The following is a 20,383-nucleotide window of genomic DNA, read 5'->3' as shown; positions in this document are numbered from 1 at the left end:
GGTAGACTTGCATAAATGAAAGCACTCAGTGGCCTATCAGTACAGGTAAAACAGTATTTAATCATCACCGGTAATTATTGGGCCTTTACCTTAACCGACGGCGCGTTGCGGATGTTGGTTGTGCTGTATTTTTATCAGCTCGGTTATAGCCCGCTAAATATTGCGTTACTGTTTTTGCTTTATGAAATTTTTGGTGTGATCACCAATTTAGTTGGCGGCTGGTTGGGCGCTCGTATTGGGCTAAATAAAACTATGAATATCGGTTTAGCTTTGCAAATAATCGCTTTGGCTATGCTACTGGTGCCGAGCAGTTTTCTCACCGTAGCCTATGTCATGGTGGCACAGGCTTTGTCTGGTATTGCTAAAGATCTTAATAAAATGAGTGCAAAAAGTGCCATTAAACTGTTAGTGCCAGCAGGACAGAGCGGTAAATTGTATCAATGGGTTGCACTACTAACCGGCTCTAAAAACACGTTGAAAGGCATTGGCTTTTTTCTCGGTGGCGTGTTGCTAACCTGGTTAGGCTTTACTGGGGCCATTGCACTGATGGCGGCCATGTTAACGATTGTGTGGTTGTTTAGTCTGTTTAAGTTGCAAGCAGATTTAGGTAAAGCTAAATACCAACCTAAATTTAAAGAAATATTGTCAAAAAGCCGAGCGATTAATTTGCTCTCGGCCGCGAGGTTGTTTTTATTTGCTGCTCGTGATGTCTGGTTCGTTGTCGCGTTACCTGTTTTTTTAGCGGCCGAATTTGCTTGGTCACATAGTGGGGTCAGTGGCTTTATTGCCGGTTGGATAGTGCTTTATGGTCTAATGCAAACCCTGGCGCCAAAGTTAACTAAAAAACCCGCCAATAAAGCACCCACAGGCAGAGATGCCGCGATATGGGGCGCGATACTAGTTGTGGTTCCTGGCGCTATGGCATTGGCTTTACAGGGCGACTTTTCAGCAAAATGGGTGGTTATTACTGGCTTAATGGTGTTCGCAATTTTATTTGCCATTAATTCGTCACTGCATAGCTTTTTGATTGTTGATATGGCGGGTAAAGATGGTGTGTCACTTGATGTTGGCTTTTATTATATGGCTAATGCCTGTGGCCGATTGTTAGGTACCGTGCTCTCAGGCTGGATTTTTCAGCTTTATGGTTTAGTTGCTTGCTTATATATATCAGCAATTTTTATTGCTTTAGCTGTGCTATTTGCCGGGTTAATTAAACCTGGCAGTGGTAATTTGACCGAGCAGTCAACCGCGATTAATTAGGCGAAATAATCGGTAGTTGACGGTGTTTATTTTAAATAGGGCAGTTTAGTGACTCTACCTTTATTGGTAGAGTCGACTTTTAAGGTGTTTTTTATGTCTTTCCAAGCGGTGATCTTACTGCCGACATTAAGTTTTTCAAAACCTACCCCAAGTGCTTCATGGTCATTAATATCTATAGTTAACTCTAAAAAGTTCAACAGCTGTTTATAGCTTTTGCTGTCACTAATGTCTATAGATAAAAAGTCATCTTCTCGGCCTTTAAAGTACTGATAAACTTGGCTTTGATGTTGTTGGTAGCATTGTGCTAAAAACTCAATGTCGTTGATATTATCTAGATTGTAGGGCGCAAATATTGCTTGATAACAACGTTTAATTATTGGGTTAAAGCCACCATCATCACGGATAAGGTTGGTATGCATACGCGCGAGTAATTTCTGGATTGAAGGCAGCCATTTATCCATAGCACGTGCTAAGTAGATAAACTTGGCACCAGGATAAGCTCTATCTAAATCTGGATAATCACAAAATATTGGTGTGTCGGCGAGCACTTGTGCTTCATAGAATGTGCGTTCGGTATAAGCGGTATGAGCTACTCGAAAATCTAACTCAAGCATAGCGGCGCAAATGCTGGTAGTGCCTGTTCTAGGTAAACCAATAATAAATATTTTGTTCATAATATTTGCGGTGTTAGTGGTGCAAAGTGCACTATTGTATAAGGTGAGTGTACCATTGCCCTGTAGCAAAGTTTGTTACAAGGCAAGTGTTAAGTACGATTATTTATTGCTATCAACCGAGACCTGTAAATCTTTTAAAATACCGTCATGCAAATTATAAACAAAGCCATGCACGGTAACATCTTGCTTTATATCCCAGGCTTTTTTTAAGATAGTTGTATTACAAACATTGGCCACCTGTTCTATCACATTTAATTCACAGAGCAGTTTTAACCGTTCAGTTTTATTTTCAACAGCATCTAAACGTGCTTTATGAAAGCGATAAACATCTTTAATGTGATGTAACCAATTATCAATTAAGCCATGGCTTTGATTGTCTACAGAAGCAATAACGCCGCCACAGCCATAATGACCACAGACAATAATGTGTTTTATTTTTAAAACATCAACCGCGAACTGAATGACAGAAAGGCAATTAAGGTCAGTGTGGATAACTTGATTAGCAATATTGCGGTGCACAAAAACTTCACCTGGTTGCATACCCAGTAATTCATTGGCCGGTACTCGAGAGTCTGAGCAGCCTATCCATAAATATTCAGGGTTTTGTTGTTCTGATAAATGCTTAAAAAAATTAGGATCTTCTTGCTTTATCTTGTCAGCCCATTGCTGATTATTGTCAAATAAATGCTGTATTGAACTCATGGGGGAAACAACTAAGGAAAATATAGCGTGATTTTAAGTTGTTATGCTAACAAGTAAAGAAAAAACTGGTCTTATATCTATGAGCGGTTATAAGTATGGCTCAATGAGGCTACTGGTTTAATTGAAAGTATTTACTTTGCTCTGGTTATAATTAGTTATAATGGTGTTATTAATCATGAATTGGAGAATAATGTGGCCGCTGCATGTGCCCGTCATATTTTAGTTAAAAGCGAAGAACTTGCGCAAGAATTAAAGGCTAAAATTGCCAAAGGGGCTGATTTTGGACAGTTAGCTAAGAAAAAATCAACTTGCCCGTCAGGGAAAAAAGGTGGAGATTTAGGCGAGTTTAAAGCTGGCCAAATGGTAAAAGCGTTTGATGATGTGGTTTTTAAAAAATCGATATTAACTGTACATGGCCCAATTAAAACAAAATTTGGCTATCACCTTATTCAAACCATTTATAGAAACTAATTATTTAGTAGAGTTAAGTCTTTGTAAGGCTAAGTACTTTCAAAACTAGTAGCCATAAAAATTAATATCTATTAAATTTAAGCGCTATTAAGGTTAAGCACCTGCGATATAAACTAAGTGGTTATTCTTGCTCTTGATCTTTTTTGAGTTGTTCTGCTTTTCGGCTGTCTACTTTGTTTTGTTGTTCGTCTGATAGCTCAAATTTACGGGCTGATTGCTTGATCAATAAGATACCGGCGATAACAGAGCCAACAGCAACAACAAGAATTAAAATGTTGGTAAAAGTCATATTTATATCCTTTTAAATAAATTTTATCGGTAAGAAACTTGTTTGTTATCTATCTTTTTATTTTAAAAAAAGACAGATAACAAAATAGAATAATAGCATGTAATTTATTAAGATGCTTGCAACACGTCCGCAAGAACAGCTGTTTTTAAGCGCGTTTAATAACGTCAGTTTACTCAGTATCGTCATTCAGTATCTTGAATAAGTAGATACTACTCACTTGTCATGCGTTGATAGTACTCACGGCTTTTGTCTGCTTGCTGACATAAATCGGTTAGGGCGCGTAAACTGCGCGTGGTCATGCGATGCACAATATCCGCATCAAGGATGATTATTTGTTGATGTTTAATTGCCGACAATATCGGCCACTTCTGCCAGTTATAACTATCGTTACCTGCTTGCTTTTTTGATAATGGTTGAATAATAACATCAACATTCTTTTGCAGTATTTGCTCAATATTTACTTGTGGATATTGGGCTTTTGCGGCGACAAATGGATTACTAATACTGCAAGCGTCTAAAAATTGTTGCGGCCAACTCCCTTTGGCAATGGTGGTCAATGGCCTAGACCACACCTCATAAAAACCGGTTAGTGGTTTTTTATGACCATACTGCTTTTTGATATTGGCTAAATCGGCTAGAAACTTAGCCGCAACACGTTCAGCTTGTGCGCTGTGACCTGACAGTTTACCGAACCAGCGCAACTCTTTAGCGACATCTTCAAAGCTATTGGGCTGCGAGTAAACCACACGAAAGCCTAGCTGCTTAATACGAGCTAAATCATCACTTGGGTTACCACTCTTCCAAGCGATAACTAAGTCTGGCTGTAATTCAATGACCCGCTCTAATTGAATACGTAAAGAGCTGCCAATTCTTGGTATTTTCTCTGCCGCTAGCGGATAATCAGCGTGATCAGTGGTAGCAATGATTTGGTCACCGGCGCCAATATCAAACAACATCTCAACAATGTGTGGTGATAATGCAATGATGCGTGGTTTAGGCGCATCAATAACCGCGGCATGATCAACGCTTTTACTTGTGGCTTGTGCATTCGCAATATAAGCAAAGCCCAGTAATATAATCCCTATGTAGTGGCTGACTTTCATGACTATTCCATTTTGTGTTTTATGACAGCAATATTGGCTACCAATCAATACCTTTTTGTGCTTTTATGCCATTATCAAAGGCATGCTTAAGTGGTTGAACTTCACTGACAGTATCGGCAAGTTCAATGATACTGCGATGACATGCACGGCCAGTGATAATGACATGTTGTTTAGCGGGGCGATTAACGATAGCTTCAATAACTTCGTCTAAATCTAAATACTTGTATGACAACATGTAGGTTAACTCATCAAGTAAAACTACGTCGACACTTTCATCTTTTAGTAAGCGTTTTGCTTCCGCCCATACTCTAACGGCAGCGGCAATATCTTTGGATTTGTCTTGAGTGTCCCAAGTAAAGCCGGTCGCCATCACATGAAACTCGACGCCATTGTTTTCTAATAAATTACGCTCACCACAGGCCCAATCACCTTTAATAAATTGCAATGCCGCCGCTTTGTAGCCATGTCCAACCGCGCGGGCTAGCGTGCCAAAGCCTGATGTTGATTTACCTTTGCCATTACCTGTGATGACAATAAGTAAACCGCGTTCTTCTTGAGCGGAATCAATGCGGGCATCAACTTTTTCCTTAATACGTTGCATACGTGCTTGATGTTTTTGAGTTTTATCTATATCTGTTGTCATGTGATTTATCCTGTTTTGCGTGTGCGATACATGATCGCTAAAAAGAAAATACTGCCAATGGCTGAAGTAATGATACCAATGGGAATTTCGACATTACTCAGCAAACTGCGCGCGGCAACATCAACCCAAACTAAAAAGCATCCGCCGACTAACGCTGAGCCAATAATTAACGGCATGGTGGTAACGCCAACCAGTTGCCTAACAATATGTGGGATCATCAGGCCAACAAAACCAATACCACCACAATAAGCCACAATGGCGGCGGTCACTGCTGCACATAAAGCTAATAGAATTAAACGCAGTTTGTTAACGTTAACGCCAAGGCTTGCGGCACTTTCATCGCCCAGTAATAGTGCATCTATTTGTCGATGTAAGGCAAAAATAGTCAATAAAGTAAGTAATACCATGGCACTGATCAAATAAAAATGGAACATTTCAACGCGGGTTAAACTGCCCATTAACCAAAAAATAACTCGGCTGGTAGCAAAAGGGTCACCCAGGTAAAGAATAAAGTGGCTAATAGAGCCAAGCATAAACGACACCGCAATGCCGGTTAATAATAAATGGTTCATATTACGCAGTAAGGTCGCGATACCAAAGACAATGACCACAGAAAATAATGCGCCAAGAAACGCCGCCAATGGCAAAGCTAGCGCTTGTTGACCATTAAGCACTAAAGTGGCGATGGTAGCGCCTAAACCTGCGCCAGAAATAATACCAAATAAATAGGGGTCGGCGAGTGGGTTACGAGTTACATTTTGCAGTATTGCCCCTGCACAAGCTAAACCCATGCCGGCGACTAAACCAACCAAAACACGTGGAATACGTATTTGCCAAATCACCATGTCGTGCATAGTGGTGGCGCATTGATTAACCACACATTGAAATATATCTAGGCTAGTAATAGTCGCCGGCCCAAAGGTTATCGACATCACAATCGAGAACAAGGTAAAAGCAATTAGGCCTGAAAATACCCAGAAACGTCTACCTTTGCTGCCGCCAACAACACTCACGAGTGTTGACCTTTATTATGCTTTGACACAGTTGAAGCAGTCGCTCGATTGGACTCTGTTGGTTTAATAGCCGATTGATGAGCCATGACAGTATCAGCCGCGGGATAGAAATAAACTCTAGGTACGCCACAATGTTGTGCGTCATCTCGATAACAGGGTAAACCAAAAACTTTTGTTAACAGCTCAGGCTTTAGCACTTGATCAACACTATTGTCGCTGACTAAGTTGCCTTTATCTAATAGCAGCAAACGATTACAGTAATGTGCGGCTAGATTGAGATCATGTATGGTCATAATAACGGTAATATTTAACGCTTTAACCAGTTGTAATATTTGATGTTGATAGAAAATATCTAAGTGATTAGTGGGTTCATCTAATACCAAGATTTTTGCTTTTTGTACTAGGGCTTTAGCAATTAATACCCGTTGTTGTTCGCCACCAGATAAGGTGTTAAAAAATTTTGCTTGGCTGCTGGCTAAACCCACTTTTTCTAACGCGAGCATAATATCTTTTTTATCTACGTCGTTATCACGAGCAAAGAGGCTTTTATAGGGCAGTAAGCCCATTCTTACGACATCATAAACGTTTAAATCGAATATCGGGGGGGCGTTTTGTACCACTAAAGCAAATGTTTGTGCTAATTCATGTGGTTTGTAGTGGCTGATTTTTTTATTTTTTAGCTTAATGCAGCCTTGCCAATTTTTGTATTGGTTTAGTAAGCACTTAAGCAGTGAGGTTTTACCGGCACCATTAGGCCCGATAATGCCAATAATATCGCCGCGGGCAACATCAAATGAAATATTATTGAGAATACTTTGTTTATCAACAGCCCAAGATACTGACTCAACACTGAGTAATGTTGCCATTAAAGCCAGCCTAGCTTAGTGCTTATCAGGTCTGGTATCTGTTGGATAGTAACTAAGGAGTATATTTTCATAGCGGCCTAGAGGTTAATTCAAAAGCTTATGTTGAATAATAAAACTAACTACAGCGCAAAAAATAGGATACGAAGGTCTTAAAGACAGTGAAACTTACGTGTATTCCCGCACGGTGTTAACATGATTAGCTTGGTACAATAGGTTGATACTAGGTGTCCTGGCTTATAACTTTTTATTAAAAGCTATTTACAGTTGCGGGTACAGTCACGGAATTTAACCGTGTTCCCTATCAATTAGCCAAGACAATAATAAAGCGTGTGGCTAAAATAAAGTGTATGGCTAAAGGTATCGGTTATTAAGCAAAATATTCTACGGCTTAGCCTGCTGCTTTACAATAAAAACCGTCATTTGACAGCTTATATCAGTTCCATTAAGTTTGTGATCTTGTTGTGCGCAGGAAAAATAACTCAAGGTAAGGCGCTCGATTGAGCAATAGCTGGCTATTGGGATTGAGAGCAACACAGCCTTGAGCTATTTTAACCAGTACAAGTGAGCAATAACTTAATGTAATTGGTATTATACCAGTTCCATTAAATTTGTGATCTTGTTGTGCGCAGGAAAAATGACTTAAGGTAAGGCGCTCGATTGAGCAATAGCTGGCTATTGGGATTGAGAGCAACACAGCCTTGAGCTATTTTAACTAGTACAAGTGAGCAATAACTTAATGGGATTGGTATTAGACGCGGCGTAAAAAAAGGAGCTAATGCTCCTTTTTTTATTTTGACACTTTTTTTACCGGTTAATGAGACATAAAGTAACTTTTCTTATGTCATCAATAAAGCCAATATTACCAGATTTTAACGCGCTTTTCAGGAGCGATATACATAGCGTCACCTGCTTTAACGTCAAAGGCGCTATAAAACTCAGGCATATTTGATAATGCACCTAGCGTACGGAACTCACCTGGCGAATGTGGGTCTGTCGCTACGCGATTTCTTAATGATTTTTCAACCATTTTTCCACGCCATATTTGTGCAAAGCCCATAAAGAAGCGTTGGTCGCCGGTTAAGCCGTCAATCACTGGGGCTTCTTTACCATTTAATGACGCTTTATAAGCTTTATAAGCGATAGTAATGCCAGATAAATCACCAATGTTTTCGCCTAAGGTTAGCTCGCCATTAACGTTTAAATCATCAAATACCGCATAGTCGCTATACTGTGCCACTAAGTTATCAGCACGCATTGTAAAGGCCGCTAAATCTTCATCAGTCCACCAGTTACGCATGTTACCGTCAGCATCGTATTTACTGCCTTGGTCATCAAAGCCGTGGCCCATTTCATGACCAATAACGGCGCCAATGCCACCGTAGTTTACCGCATCGTCTGCCGCTAAATCAAAAAATGGTGGTTGTAGAATAGCCGCTGGAAAGACAATTTCATTTTTAGTTGGGTTGTAATAAGCATTCACTGTTTGAGGTGTCATGCCCCATTCTTGTCGATCAATTGCGCCGCCAAGTTTAGCGACTTCTTTTTGGTGAGCAACCACACCAGAGCGCATTTTATTACCCACTAAATCGTTACTTTTAATGATTAATGCTGTGTAATCTTCCCATTTGTCTGGGTAACCAATTTTAGGGTCAAAGCTGGCGAGTTTTATATGTGCTGCTGTTTTAGTCGCCTCTGACATCCAGTCTAGTTCGTTAATGCTAGCGCCGTAAGCATCACGTAAATTTTCAACCAGCTCTGTCATACGGGTTTTAGCTTCAGGCTTAAAGTGACGGCCAACATAAACTTTACCGATAACTTCACCTAAATTGGCATTAACCACGCCAACGCCACGTTTCCACATTGGGCGCTGTTCCTCACGACCACTTAACTGTTTGGAATAAAAGTTGAAATTTTCATCATCTAACTTGGCGGTAAGTGAACTGGAAAAATTACTCAGAGTGTGAAAAGTTAAGTAAGTCTGCCAATCGGCTAACGATGTTGCGGCGAATATTGCACCAAAACCTTTAATAAATGAAGGTTGGTTAATAATGATATCTTTTTGTGCGGCGACGCCTTGTGCTGCAAGGTAGGCAGTCCAATTGAACGCATCTGTTACTGTGTTTAAATCGGCAACATTAAACTTGTTATAACGCTTAGTACTGTCTCGAGATTCAACTTTTGTCCAATGAAAACCGGCTAACTTTGTTTCAAGTGCCATAATGGTTTGAGCAGCGGCTTTACCGTCTTTTAAACCGGCTAAATTGAATATGTTTTCAATGTGAGTAACATAACCTGCACGTAATGCTGCAAAACGTTCGGCTTCATTAAAATAGTAATCTCTGTCCGGTAAACCTAAACCACTTTGCCATATATGTGTGGCATATCGTGTTGAGTCTTTTGCATCAACACTAATATAAAAAGCCAGTGGGCTACCAACACCAATCTTTTGATTTTCACCGAAGAAAGCGGCAAGTTCATTTTTATCTTTCAAGCCATTAATGTGGTCAAATATTGTTTGTACTGGTGCGGTGCCTGCGGTGTTACGAGTATCCAGATCCATAAATGAACGGAATAAGTCAGCAACTTTTTGCTCATCACTGCCCATTTTTAGATTTTTAGTTGCGGCTAATTCTTCGATAATCGCTTTTACGTTGTCATCAGCTTCATCACGTAAGTCATAAAATGAGCCAATCGCGGTTTTGTCACCAGGAATTTCGTGAGCGTTTAACCATGCGCCATTAACGTAGTGGTAGAAGTTGTCTTGTGGACGAACAGACAAGTCAATATTGGCTTTATCAATACCTGACGCCAAAGCCGTTTTTTGCATAACCTGTGCTTCAGTCGCGGTTTTTGTGCTGGTATTATCATTACAACCTGCAATGAATAGTAAAGAGCTGCAAACAGCAGTTGTTATTATTTTCTTCATTCAATACTCACCATTTAATTAGTAGACTAACTTTTATTTAAAGTAAGAGGATATTAAAGGCTATAGCGCTGATTTACTAGGATAATAAAGTATTTGCTACATATTATTAACTTTTTCTTGTCTGTTAAAGTTTACTGACCAGATAATATTTAGATGTTTTCTTGTTAACGTAGTAATACCAGTTCCATTAAGTTTGTGATCTTGTTGTGCGCAGGAAAAATGACTCAAGGTAAGGCGCTCGATTGAGCAATAGCTAGCTATTGGGAGTGAGAGCAACACAGCCTTGAGCTATTTTAACTAGTACAAGTGAGCAATAACTTAATGGGATTGGTATAATACTAACTTTACTAACTACCTACTCATTTTTAATGGTTAAAATAAAAAGCTACGGCGCCATAAAATTTATAAGGTGAATAACTACTGACTAAATTTTATGTCTTGTATTTCTTCATTTTTCTTGATTTTTCCTCATGAAAAAGTAGACCACCTAATTAATGAAATCGGTATAATAACCATTTCTTGTTATTGAGCTTTACTGTAGCGTTTTTTGATTAGTTCTTCATTATTAGGTTTAGTCAAAAAGCAGCTTATTTAGTTATATGTCAAAAGCATCAATTTAATACACGCTACGATAGCGAAAATAAAAAACCTACAATAGCTCGCTTACTATGAGTTAGTGTTATTATGCTAAGTACCTTATTTAGCTACAATGTAATTGAATTCAATGGCTATTTTTAGATAGCTAATTAAAAGATTGTGGCGGGTTACTAGGGCAATACAGCTTAGATTGATTTAGGTAAGCAATATACTCAAACCTTAGATGTGTTGGTAGACAAAGTTTAAATAGCCCTCGTGCCCTGATTTGTCATCATTTATTTACATTTTTTTTACGGTTTACTGTGAGCTTTACTGATCTGAGTACCCCGTAGGATCGTACTCTAACTTCTTGAAGATAATTGAGAAATATATTCTATGCAAAGTCGTTTATTTTATTTAGTCGCCTTACTTGTTATGAGCAGCCAAACTTTTGCCCAATCTTGGGGGGATAAAGGCGCTAATAAAAAAGCCGTAATAGTTGAAAAACTCATTTATCAAACTCAAAAAAGTAGTTTAGAAGCGGTTGGCACTGCAGAAGCGGTTAAATCTGTTACGCTTTTCCCGGCGGTTAGTGAAAGAGTGGTTACGGTTAACTTTAAGCCTGGTCAGCGTGTTAAAAAATCACAAGTGCTGATGATGTTATATAGCGAACGCCAGTCGGTTACACTGGAAAGAGCTAAAATTGAGTTTAAAGATGCAGCCAGAAAAAACCTGTTGTTAGTAGAAAGTATTAAAAAAGGTGCGGCATCACAAAGTGAATTAGACGATTCTATCACCACCCTCGCGTTGGCAAATATAGCGGTTAAAGAAGCAAAGATAGCCTTAGACGAGCGCATTATTCGAGCGCCCTTTGCTGGTGTGGTAGGCTTAACTGACATCCAAGCAGGTGACAGAGTTAATCTACAAAGCGTCATCACCACCATAGACGATCGCCAGGCATTATTTATCAATTTCACCGCACCAGAAATAGCGATAGATTTGTTGTCGCAACAACCCCAAGTGCAGCTAGTACCCTGGCAAAATCGTTTAGTGACTATTGAGGCAAGTATCGCCCAAGTGGACTCACGGATTAATGAGCAAGATAGAACGATTCGCGTTAGAGCGCTACTTGATAATAGCGAAGATAGCTACCGCCCCGGCATGAGCTTTCGCGTTAACTTGACGGTGCCTGGGCAAGATTATATTGCGGTGCCTGAAGCGGCTTTATTATGGAGTGCCACCGGTGCTTACGTTTGGCAAATGGTTGATGGAAAAGCCATACGAGTCGATGTGAAAATTCGAGAACGTTTACGAGGCACTATTTTAGTTGCAGGTGAATTTAACCTAACCGCACCTTTGGTTGTAGAAGGCGTTCAGCAATTACGCCAAGGCCAAGCATTAAAAGCACAGAACACTTCGAATGAATATGTTGCCAAAGAGGTTGAGGGCGAATAATGAAATTACCTTCTATGGCGCCATTAAATGATTTACCTTCCTTAGCTATTCGCCGACCCGTATTGGTTATGGTGCTTAATTTACTCATCATTTTGGCGGGTTTCGCTGCGATAAATGATTTGGAAATAAGAGAACTACCTGATGTTGACCGACCTATGGTTACCGTGTCTGCCAGTTATCCTGGCGGTTCGCCTGAAACAGTAGACAGTGAAGTAACCAGCAAAATAGAAGGTGCGGTTGCGCGAGTCAGTGGCGTTAAATCTATTCGAGCCTCGAGTGAAGAAGGTTCCTCTCGTATTCGGGTTGAGTTCAGGCCAGGCACAAACCTTGAAGATGCGGCCAATGAAACCAGAGAGTCGGTTAGTCGAGTGCAGCGAAATTTGCCTGATGAAGTGGAAAGACTGGCTATTATCAAAGCAGATAGTGACGCTCAAGCGGTAGTCAGTTTAGCGATTAGTAGCGACACGTTAGATATGGAAACACTCACTGAGCGGGTTGAAGTTGATTTAGCACCTTTGTTTTTAAGTATTCCTGGCGTCGCTGATGTCTCTTTAAACGGTGAAAGACAAAGGGTAATGCGGGTTTCAGTAGATGCATTGAGGTTAACAAGTTTTAACTTATCTATGTCTGATGTTGCCGCTGCATTGCGTTTAGCGCCTTTTGATGTGCCTGCCGGTAGTGTTAAATCAGCGGACCAAGAGCTTATTGTTCGAGCCAGTGCTAACGCCGTCAGCCCTGAAGATATTGAGCGTATTGTGGTGTCGGGTAATACTCGCATTGGCGACGTGGCTAGTGTCTATTTTGGACCGGCTGATTCAAAAAGTATTGTCAGATTAGATGGCATGCCGGTGGTGGGTTTAGGTATTGTGCGCCAAGCACGCTCTAACACCATAGACATATCTGACGAAGTATTGGCTATGGTGAAAAACCTTGATAAGCGCTTTACTGATCTTAATATTGTTGTCACCTCTGATGATGCTGAGTTTATTCGAGGTTCAGTAGATGAAGTGATTTTATCGCTAAGTTTAACGGTATTACTAGTGATAGGCACACTGTGGTTATTTTTAGGCTCCTTTCGTGCCACCTTAGTGCCGGCGCTGTCTATTCCGGTGTCGTTAATTGGCGCATTGGTGATCATGTGGCTACTGGGCTTTTCGATTAATATTCTGACGTTGTTAGCCTTAGTCTTAGGTACCGGATTAATCGTCGACGACGCCATTGTGGTATCAGAGAATATTCAACGCAGAAGAGCACAAGGATTAGGCTCTAGAGCTGCAGCCGTGCTAGGCACTAGAGAAGTGTTTTTTGCGGTTGTGGCAACGACTGCAGTATTGGCGGCGGTGTTTATTCCGATCGCTTTTTTACCGTCAACAGCGGGACGCTTATTCAGAGAGTTTGGCGGCGTGTTAGCGGGGGCTGTTATCATATCTTCATTTGTGGCTTTAAGTCTGGTACCCGCATTAACGGCAAAGCTACCGGTTAAAAATAAAAAAAATGTATTGTTTGATCGCACTTTAGGTGCCTTTGGTACTTGGGTTTTGACTAAATACAAAATCTTATTAAGCTTAGCGCTGCATTATGCATGGGTTACTTTATTGATTTCGATCATTGCCGCGGTGTCAGCTGCTGCGCTGTATAACGAAATTGAAAATAAATTATTGCCCTCTGAAGACCGCGGTTCAGTGCGTATTTTTGCTCGAGGTCCCGATGGGGCTGGCTTAAACTATATGGATAGGCAAGCACGGAAAATGGAAGAAATATTATTACCCTACGTGCAAGATGAAGATGTTAACTCCATTTATACCGTGGTGGGTCGTTGGGATCCTAATATTGTTTTTATAACCGTGCCATTAGAGCACTGGGATAATAGAAGTAAATCACAGCAAGAAATTATTAGCGAAATGAGCCCTAAATTGCAGGCTATTCCGGGCGCTCCAGGTCGAGCTTTTGGGTCAAATAGTTTAAATCTTAGAGGACAAGGCGGTGGCCTAGAATTAGCATTAACCGGTGATACTTATGAACGCATCTTCGAAGCAGCACAAGCCTTTAGCAAGATTGTTGAAAAAAAGTTACCCGAGCTAGGCCGCCCCAGAATTGGTTATCAGCCCACTCAGCCACAATTGAAAATTAATATTGATCGGCGCAGGGCTGAAGAGTTAGGGGTGCCTTTTAATGATATATCTAGCACTTTGCGTGCAGCGATTAATGGTGATGATATCACTGATTTAAATATTGGCGATCAGGCCGTGCCATTAATTCTACAATCTAGTGGGCGCTCGACTAGTAATCCTTCCGACTTAACTAATTTGTTTGTTAAATCTCGCGATGGCAACCTTGTGCCCTTATCTAGTCTTGCCTACATATCAGAAGAAGGTGTTGCTGCCGAATTAGATAGGCAGGCACAAAGGCGGGCAATCGAAATTGACCTCGAACTACCCGATGAAATATCTATGGCTGATGTGGTTGAACAATTGCGCGAGATTGGTAATGAAAACTTACCGCCGGGCATTGGTTTAGTGTTCTTGGGTGAAGCTTTGACGTTTGAAGAAACATCTAATCAAATTGCCATGACTTATCTTTTCGCCTTCCTCATTGTGTTGTTAGTATTAGCGGCTCAATTTGAAAGTATTAATAGTGCGGTAATCGTAATGATCACCGTACCCTTTGGTATGGCGTCAGCTATCTTCGCGCTTTATTTAACCGGTACGTCTATTAATATTTATTCGCAGATTGGCTTGGTGATGTTAATAGGATTAATTGCTAAAAACTCTATTTTATTAGTTGAGTTTGCTGATCAATTAAGAGATCAAGGCAAGACAGTTAAAGCCGCAATCATTATGGCTGCCGAAGTTCGTTTTAGACCTATTATGATGACCTTGATATCAACCATATTAGGTGGCTTACCGCTTATTTTATCAACAGGGGCTGGTGCAGAGTCACGTAATTCAATTGGTTGGGTGGTATTTGGTGGTCTGGGTATTGCGGTGGTATTCACCTTATTACTGACCCCGGTTTTATATCAGCTTATCGCACCTTTTACTAAACCTAGAGCCGATGAAAGTGACCAACTTGAAGCTGAATTGCTTGAGGCAGAGCACAAAGGTTAGGGTGCTGAATATGTGCTAATACCAAGTTGATTAATTACCTGCTCATTTTTAATGGTTAAAATGAATAACTACAGCGTTATAAAATTTATAAGGTGAATAACTACTGACTAAATTTTATGCCTTGTATTTATCCATTTTTCCTCATGAAAAAGGTGATCACTTAATTAATCAAATTGGTATAACTTGGCTTTTTACAGACAACTCGTGACGAGTTGTCTGTTGTTTCTTAGCGATTAATATTGGTTTAATGGACTCGGTCACTCTGTGTTAGGGAGGTTTAATGCTAATTTTAGTTTGGTGTAAAAGCTATAGTTCAAGACCAACGAAGCCAATAACCACTAGCCAAAAAGCGAAAAAAAGCTTGAGTTTAGTCGCAGACAAATGAGTGACTAATGTTTTAGCTAAAATACCACCGATTACTGCGCCAGGGCCAGCAAATAAAACAACTTGCCAATACACCTGAAAATTAACCACGGTATAATGCCAAATACCTGTCCAAACGGTGATTGCTGAAACAATAACCGCAGCAGAGACCGCCAAGCTAATATCAAAACGGCGAAGAATTAAATATACCGCCAGTAATTCACCTACCCCCACTGATAACCACGCGGTGATGGCGCCGCCACTTAGACCGATAGCTGACAAGGCTAACCAGTCAAACCATTGAATTTGGCTACGTTCGCGTTGCGGCTTGATACCATAAACCGTTAAAATAATGGTGCAGCCTAATATTAACGAAAACCAGCTAAAGCTATGATGTAGAGATGAGGGGGATGCGATGGCAAAACCTTGAACGGTTCCAATACCGACCATGGCGGCAATACTGGTGATCGCAATAATACGTTTAAAACCTTGCCATAAACGCAGATCTGTTTTTTCAGTTTGATAATGACTCCACCATGTTATCGCGCCCGCGGTCATGCCAAAACACTGAATAGCAAAGCTGGTGGCAACTGATTGAGTATCAGTAAAGCCTAATTCTTTGAACATGGGAATAAAAACGACACCACCACCGGCTCCTGTTGCGTTGGCAAAAATAGCCCCTATTATTCCTAACAAGCTGAATAGGGTATAATCAATTAGTTCAGATATCTTAGCCGGGGCGAGATAAAGCGCAAGTAACCAAGCGCCCAAAAATAAATATATAAATTTTGAATTCGATAAACGCATAGGGTTATTTACCTAGATGACATTGGCGGATTAAGTTGGCGTCATCTTTATCGACTTTACACAACATTTTTTGTGCTACCCGCCAAGGCTTTTGGTCATAAACACTGGTGGTTTTAAGTATACCTAGACTAAAAAAAAACCAAGCAGCGAATGCATTTCCCTTAGTAAATAGTACTAACAGGATACCAAAAAAAGACAGGAAAATAGCTTTAAAATAGACTGTAATTAAATGCTCGCAGGTCACAGATTCACTATAAAATTCAGCAGAATGAGCTTGGTTTAAGCCTGACTTAATAATATAAGAAAAAAGTTTAGTCATAATGTTTACGGAAAACTAAAAACGCTAGTGTAGCGATTCCCTATTGCTTATGGTAGATTATTTTCAATAAATTAGTTACTAAATTTCTTTCATCCAATACAATTGTTAGTACTTAATATTCATCACTAACAACTGTACCTTGATTGATTTTGACTTGATCAAGTTTCATGACTTTTTCATTAAGTAATAACTTAATGGGATTGGTATAATATGAGCTCTTTAGTTTTATCTTGGTTATTGCGACATGCTTGATGGCGGCTTGTTACAAAAAAATAAGAGCTCAACAGGAAAAAACATGTTTGTGATTAGTCCTATACAAGCTAAGTTTAATTAGCTTGTATAGGACTAATTTATCTAGGTTTACTTGCACTTCTTAATAAAATGTAGAAAAGTGAATAAAGTCTAAAGATATATCTTTATGAGCTGTGCTATGCTTTTACGCTCAATAATCTTGGTGCTATTAGCATTATCAATAAAGAAAGAGTTCATGTTTCAGCCAGTTAGTGTTTATATCGGCTTAAGGTATAGTCGCAGTAGTAATGGAAAAGGTTTTGTCTCCTTTATCACTTTTTTTTCTATTATCGGTATTGTGCTCGGTGTTGCCTCTTTAATTACCGTTGTTTCTGTTATGGATGGTTTAGAGCGAGAACAAAAACGTCGGGTACTAGGCTTAGTGCCACATGTATTAATGTCCCCCCAACAAACTCATATCAATAATTGGCGCGATTTACAGCGCGATATTCTCGCATTGCCTGACGTTAGCCAAGTAACGCCGTTTCAGCAAAGTGAAGCGTTAATTCAGTCTAAAACAGCGCTGCAAGGAGTCTTAGTGCATGGCATTATGCCTGAATTTGAACAACATAATATTATCAATAGCGCTATGGAATACGGCCAATTAGCCAGTTTAGATACTCAGCCGTTTAGCCTGGTTTTAGGCCAAACTTTAGCGCGAAAGTTAAAGGTTAACTTAGGTGAAATTGTGCGTTTAACCTTACCTAACAAAACCCTATTTACACCCATGGGACGCGTGCCTGTGCAGCGTGCATTTACTATTGTAGGTATTTTTAATGTTGGCTCTCAAGTTGACGAGGCAATGGTCTTTATCGCTATTAAAGACGGCGCGAAACTGCATCGAAAAAAAGGTGATGGTGTTAATCAATTAAGGCTATATCTAGATGATGCCTTTAACGCCCCGCGGGTAATTGCACAGTTAACGCTAAAATATCCGGATTTTAACTTTGTCAGCTGGCAAGAGAGTCAGGGCGCATTGTTCGCTGCGGTCAGTATGGAAAAAAATATGATGTGGCTGATGCTGAGTTTAATTGTTGCGGTTGCGGCTTTTAATATCGTATCAGCGTTAGTGATGGTGGTTATTGATAAGCAGGGTGAAATTAGCATCTTACAAACCTTAGGTTTAGATCGAAGTGGTATTGTGAAAATCTTTATCACTCAAGGTTTAACTAATGGTATTTTGGGCGTTATTATTGGCGTTACACTGGGGGTGATATTAACGCTGAATTTGAACGCTTTATTTAGCTTACTCGGGGTTAATTTATTAGGGGCAGGGCAAAAACTACCCATTGCGCTTGATGTGGCGAATATACTAGTGATTGTTGCTTCTGCACTAGCAATGAGCTTTGTAGCGACACTTTACCCAGCCTATCGTGCGGCGCAAACTCAGCCAGCAGAGGTACTCAGGAATGAATAGCCCAATGCCTAATAATATGAACAACAAAATGAAGAGCAAAATGGACAGTGATTTGGAACATAATACCAAGCAAAATGGCGATGAAAGTTTGGTAACACCGGCGCTTCCTCTAGGCTTAGAATGTCGCCAGTTAAGTAAATCTTATCAGCAAGGCCCGGTGACCACAGCCGTATTATCCAAGCTTGATTTGGCCATTGAAGCCGGAGAATTAGTGGCTATTGTTGGCCGTTCGGGCTGTGGAAAAAGTACCTTTTTGCACTTAGCTGGCGCGTTAGACACGCCAAGTGCAGGCGAGGTGTTTATTAATGGTGTCAATATTCATCAATTATCTGAAAAGCAACGGGCAAAATTTCGTAATCAACATATTGGTTTTATTTATCAGTTTCATCATTTGATGATGGAATTTACCGCAGAAGAAAATGTGGCCATGCCCTTGTTAATACGTGGTGATAAACCCAAAGTTGCCATGGCTCAGGCGAAAGCTATGCTTGAACAAGTAGGGTTAACTCATCGTAGTCATCATCGACCTTCTGAGCTGTCGGGTGGCGAGCGTCAACGTGTTGCCATTGCTCGCGCATTAGTGACCAAACCGTCACTTGTCTTAGCTGATGAGCCAACCGGTAATTTAGATTTTGATACCGCTGAACAAATTCTTCAATTGTTGCAGGAGTTAAACCGAACCGTAAATACCAGTTTTGTGATTGTTACCCACGATTTAATTTTGGCGGCAAAAATGGATCGTCAACTGCTTTTAGATCACGGACACTTAAAACCGCTTGCAGTTAATAGCGATAGTCGTATGAAAAAAAATGAGGACGCTTAGGTGCTAAAACCGTTAAGTGTCTTTATTGGCTTACGTTATGTGCGTAGCCGTCATAGCAAAGGTTTTTCGTCATTTATATCAGCGTCTTCAACTATTGGTATTGCCATTGGTGTGATGGTGCTAATTGTTGTGCTTTCAGCGATGAATGGTTTTGAACGGGCTTTGGCGACACATTTATTGTCCATTGTACCTCATGCTGAAGTGGTGGCGGTGAACTCACCTATTACGCAATGGCCAAAGAGCGTTGCTCGTATTCAGCAAAACCCCCATGTTATTGCCGCTGCTCCGTTTGTCAAAACCCAGGGTATGATGCAAAAGTCTGCAGCACTTAAAGGTGTTGAAATCCGCGGTGTTGACGTTATGTTAGAGCAGCAGGTTTCCGCTATTTCGCGTTATATGATCGCTGGCAACTGGCAAGATCTAACACTTGATAATGGCGTTATTATTGGTGCGGGCATTGCTCGTAAGCTTTCGGTGCAAGTGGGTGACAAAGTTCAGTTATTGCTCCCCCCAGCTAATTTGAACAAGCAAAAAGACAGTGAAACCCAGCAATTTCCTGTGCCTATGACGCAGCAGGCCATTATTGTTGGGGTGTTTAAGTTTGGTGGTACGATAGATGACACTCAGGTTTTTATTAACTTAGTGAAAGCGGGTGAATTACTGGGTTATCAAGCGGATGAAGTGCAGGGCATTCGCCTAAAGGTTGACGATGTTTTTGCCGCGCCACAAATTGTTCGTGATGTGGCTTTTGATTTTGATTTTTATGTTTACATGCTGGACTGGACGCGCAGCCATGGTCATTTATTTAATGATATTCAGTTGGTACGTTTAGTGATGTTTATTGTTTTAGTGCTGGTGATTGCTGTGGCCAGTTTTAACATAGTGTCGACCTTAATTATGGCGGTAAATGAGAAAAAATCAGATATTGCGATATTAAAAACCATGGGCGCTAAGCCGAGCACTATTATGGCCAGCTTTATGTTTCAAGGTTTAATGAATGGTATGGTTGGTTGCTTGCTAGGTTCCAGTTTAGGGATTTTAATTTCGTTGAATTTAACTGATATCATCCGCGGTGTAGAAGCTAGCTTATCGGTAGAGTTTTTATCTGCAGATGTATATTTTATTGATTTTTTACCAACGTTATTACGCCAGCAAGATGTCATTAACACCGTTGTAACCGCTCTGGTGATGAGCTTGTTAGCGACTATTTATCCGGCATGGCGGGCAACCAAAGTAGAGCCGGCACAAGTGTTAGGGCAAGCGTAACTCTTAGGTTAA

17 protein-coding genes and 1 riboswitch are annotated in these 20,383 nt (G+C 40.4%); of the genes, 7 read left to right on the top strand and 10 right to left on the bottom strand.

Features of this window, described 5'->3' with window-relative positions:
- Positions 1-15 precede the first annotated feature (15 nt).
- Positions 16-1,260, top strand: coding sequence for an organoarsenical effux MFS transporter ArsJ (arsJ, locus tag ESZ39_RS03945; protein WP_146878492.1), 1,245 nt, complete (start codon positions 16-18; stop codon positions 1,258-1,260).
- A 26-nt stretch (positions 1,261-1,286) separates the two neighbouring features.
- Here the strand turns inward: arsJ and ESZ39_RS03940 are convergent, their stop codons facing one another.
- Positions 1,287-1,934, bottom strand: coding sequence for a sulfotransferase (locus ESZ39_RS03940; protein ID WP_146878491.1), 648 nt, complete (start codon positions 1,932-1,934; stop codon positions 1,287-1,289).
- Between the two features lie 99 nt (positions 1,935-2,033).
- Positions 2,034-2,636, bottom strand: coding sequence for a carbonate dehydratase (gene can, locus ESZ39_RS03935; protein ID WP_146878490.1), 603 nt, complete (start codon positions 2,634-2,636; stop codon positions 2,034-2,036).
- A gap of 192 nt (positions 2,637-2,828) precedes the next feature.
- Here can and ppiC point away from each other — a divergent pair, with 192 nt between their 5' ends.
- Positions 2,829-3,107, top strand: a complete 279-nt coding sequence (gene ppiC / locus ESZ39_RS03930; RefSeq protein WP_146878489.1) for a peptidylprolyl isomerase PpiC — start codon at positions 2,829-2,831, stop codon at positions 3,105-3,107.
- A 121-nt stretch (positions 3,108-3,228) separates the two neighbouring features.
- On the opposite strand, the gene ESZ39_RS03925 is transcribed toward ppiC, so the two are convergent.
- The 6 genes from ESZ39_RS03925 to ESZ39_RS03895 all read right to left on the bottom strand — a co-directional run bounded on the left by ESZ39_RS03925 (position 3,229) and on the right by ESZ39_RS03895 (position 9,947).
- A complete protein-coding gene (locus tag ESZ39_RS03925; RefSeq protein WP_146878488.1) occupies positions 3,229-3,396 on the bottom strand; it encodes a DUF2897 family protein in 168 nt (55 codons plus the stop codon).
- 209 nt (positions 3,397-3,605) lie between these two features.
- Positions 3,606-4,499 carry a cobalamin-binding protein gene (locus tag ESZ39_RS03920; protein ID WP_146878487.1) on the bottom strand — a complete coding sequence of 298 codons (894 nt, stop codon included), beginning with the start codon at positions 4,497-4,499 and terminating at the stop codon, positions 3,606-3,608.
- Positions 4,500-4,536: 37 nt separating this feature from the next.
- Positions 4,537-5,142, bottom strand: coding sequence for a cob(I)yrinic acid a,c-diamide adenosyltransferase (gene cobO, locus ESZ39_RS03915; RefSeq protein WP_146878486.1), 606 nt, complete (start codon positions 5,140-5,142; stop codon positions 4,537-4,539).
- Between the two features lie 5 nt (positions 5,143-5,147).
- Positions 5,148-6,155 (bottom strand): iron ABC transporter permease, encoded by a 1,008-nt coding sequence (locus ESZ39_RS03910; protein ID WP_223270223.1) that lies wholly within the window; start codon positions 6,153-6,155, stop codon positions 5,148-5,150.
- Positions 6,152-7,021 carry an ABC transporter ATP-binding protein gene (locus ESZ39_RS03905; RefSeq protein WP_146878485.1) on the bottom strand — a complete coding sequence of 290 codons (870 nt, stop codon included), beginning with the start codon at positions 7,019-7,021 and terminating at the stop codon, positions 6,152-6,154. The genes ESZ39_RS03910 and ESZ39_RS03905 overlap by 4 nt, the downstream gene beginning before the upstream one ends.
- Before the next feature lie 201 nt (positions 7,022-7,222).
- A riboswitch (cobalamin riboswitch) is annotated at positions 7,223-7,366 on the bottom strand.
- 514 nt (positions 7,367-7,880) lie between these two features.
- Positions 7,881-9,947 (bottom strand): M13 family metallopeptidase, encoded by a 2,067-nt coding sequence (locus ESZ39_RS03895; protein WP_146878483.1) that lies wholly within the window; start codon positions 9,945-9,947, stop codon positions 7,881-7,883.
- A 972-nt stretch (positions 9,948-10,919) separates the two neighbouring features.
- Between ESZ39_RS03895 and ESZ39_RS03890 the strand changes: the two genes are divergently transcribed.
- Together ESZ39_RS03890 and ESZ39_RS03885 are read left to right on the top strand one after the other, a co-directional pair.
- Complete coding sequence (locus tag ESZ39_RS03890; protein WP_146878482.1) at positions 10,920-11,978, top strand: efflux RND transporter periplasmic adaptor subunit; 1,059 nt, start codon at positions 10,920-10,922, stop codon at positions 11,976-11,978.
- Positions 11,978-15,085 (top strand): efflux RND transporter permease subunit, encoded by a 3,108-nt coding sequence (locus ESZ39_RS03885; protein ID WP_191321697.1) that lies wholly within the window; start codon positions 11,978-11,980, stop codon positions 15,083-15,085. The genes ESZ39_RS03890 and ESZ39_RS03885 overlap by 1 nt, the downstream gene beginning before the upstream one ends.
- A gap of 306 nt (positions 15,086-15,391) precedes the next feature.
- Here ESZ39_RS03885 and ESZ39_RS03880 read toward each other — a convergent pair whose 3' ends face one another.
- The gene (locus ESZ39_RS03880) at positions 15,392-16,255 is read right to left on the bottom strand and encodes a sulfite exporter TauE/SafE family protein (RefSeq protein WP_146878481.1); all 864 of its coding nucleotides are present in this window, start codon (positions 16,253-16,255) and stop codon (positions 15,392-15,394) included.
- A 4-nt stretch (positions 16,256-16,259) separates the two neighbouring features.
- The gene (locus tag ESZ39_RS03875; protein WP_146878480.1) at positions 16,260-16,574 is read right to left on the bottom strand and encodes a hypothetical protein; all 315 of its coding nucleotides are present in this window, start codon (positions 16,572-16,574) and stop codon (positions 16,260-16,262) included.
- 487 nt (positions 16,575-17,061) lie between these two features.
- On the opposite strand from ESZ39_RS03875, the gene ESZ39_RS03870 reads away from it, so the two are divergent.
- The 3 genes from ESZ39_RS03870 to lolE are packed head-to-tail and all read left to right on the top strand — an operon-like array spanning position 17,062 to position 20,371.
- Complete coding sequence (locus ESZ39_RS03870) at positions 17,062-18,282, top strand: lipoprotein-releasing ABC transporter permease subunit (protein ID WP_146878479.1); 1,221 nt, start codon at positions 17,062-17,064, stop codon at positions 18,280-18,282.
- Positions 18,275-19,105 (top strand): lipoprotein-releasing ABC transporter ATP-binding protein LolD, encoded by an 831-nt coding sequence (gene lolD, locus ESZ39_RS03865; RefSeq protein WP_223270222.1) that lies wholly within the window; start codon positions 18,275-18,277, stop codon positions 19,103-19,105. The genes ESZ39_RS03870 and lolD overlap by 8 nt, the downstream gene beginning before the upstream one ends.
- Entirely contained in the window at positions 19,106-20,371 is a 1,266-nt protein-coding gene (lolE, locus tag ESZ39_RS03860; RefSeq protein WP_146878478.1) for a lipoprotein-releasing ABC transporter permease subunit LolE, read from the top strand.
- Positions 20,372-20,383: the final 12 nt, after the last annotated feature.

Origin of the sequence: Colwellia sp. C1TZA3 (genome assembly GCF_007954265.1) — a bacterium.
Classification (GTDB): domain Bacteria; phylum Pseudomonadota; class Gammaproteobacteria; order Enterobacterales; family Alteromonadaceae; genus Cognaticolwellia.
Note: the sequence above shows the minus strand (reverse complement) of the source record. Positions and strands in the feature narration are given on the sequence as shown.

What these genes read in the sequence shown, in the direction of transcription:
- ESZ39_RS03925 (WP_146878488.1), bottom strand. Translation starts at nt 3,396, where the DNA reads ATGACTTTTACCAACATTTTAATTCTTGTTGTTGCTGTTGGCTCTGTT.
- lolD (WP_223270222.1), top strand. Translation starts at nt 18,275, where the DNA reads ATGAATAGCCCAATGCCTAATAATATGAACAACAAAATGAAGAGCAAA.
- ESZ39_RS03885 (WP_191321697.1), top strand. Translation starts at nt 11,978, where the DNA reads ATGAAATTACCTTCTATGGCGCCATTAAATGATTTACCTTCCTTAGCT.
- ESZ39_RS03890 (WP_146878482.1), top strand. Translation starts at nt 10,920, where the DNA reads ATGCAAAGTCGTTTATTTTATTTAGTCGCCTTACTTGTTATGAGCAGC.
- ESZ39_RS03895 (WP_146878483.1), bottom strand. Translation starts at nt 9,947, where the DNA reads ATGAAGAAAATAATAACAACTGCTGTTTGCAGCTCTTTACTATTCATT.
- ESZ39_RS03880 (WP_146878481.1), bottom strand. Translation starts at nt 16,255, where the DNA reads ATGCGTTTATCGAATTCAAAATTTATATATTTATTTTTGGGCGCTTGG.
- ESZ39_RS03905 (WP_146878485.1), bottom strand. Translation starts at nt 7,021, where the DNA reads ATGGCAACATTACTCAGTGTTGAGTCAGTATCTTGGGCTGTTGATAAA.
- arsJ (WP_146878492.1), top strand. Translation starts at nt 16, where the DNA reads ATGAAAGCACTCAGTGGCCTATCAGTACAGGTAAAACAGTATTTAATC.
- can (WP_146878490.1), bottom strand. Translation starts at nt 2,636, where the DNA reads ATGAGTTCAATACAGCATTTATTTGACAATAATCAGCAATGGGCTGAC.
- cobO (WP_146878486.1), bottom strand. Translation starts at nt 5,142, where the DNA reads ATGACAACAGATATAGATAAAACTCAAAAACATCAAGCACGTATGCAA.
- ESZ39_RS03920 (WP_146878487.1), bottom strand. Translation starts at nt 4,499, where the DNA reads ATGAAAGTCAGCCACTACATAGGGATTATATTACTGGGCTTTGCTTAT.
- ESZ39_RS03940 (WP_146878491.1), bottom strand. Translation starts at nt 1,934, where the DNA reads ATGAACAAAATATTTATTATTGGTTTACCTAGAACAGGCACTACCAGC.
- ESZ39_RS03875 (WP_146878480.1), bottom strand. Translation starts at nt 16,574, where the DNA reads ATGACTAAACTTTTTTCTTATATTATTAAGTCAGGCTTAAACCAAGCT.
- ESZ39_RS03870 (WP_146878479.1), top strand. Translation starts at nt 17,062, where the DNA reads ATGTTTCAGCCAGTTAGTGTTTATATCGGCTTAAGGTATAGTCGCAGT.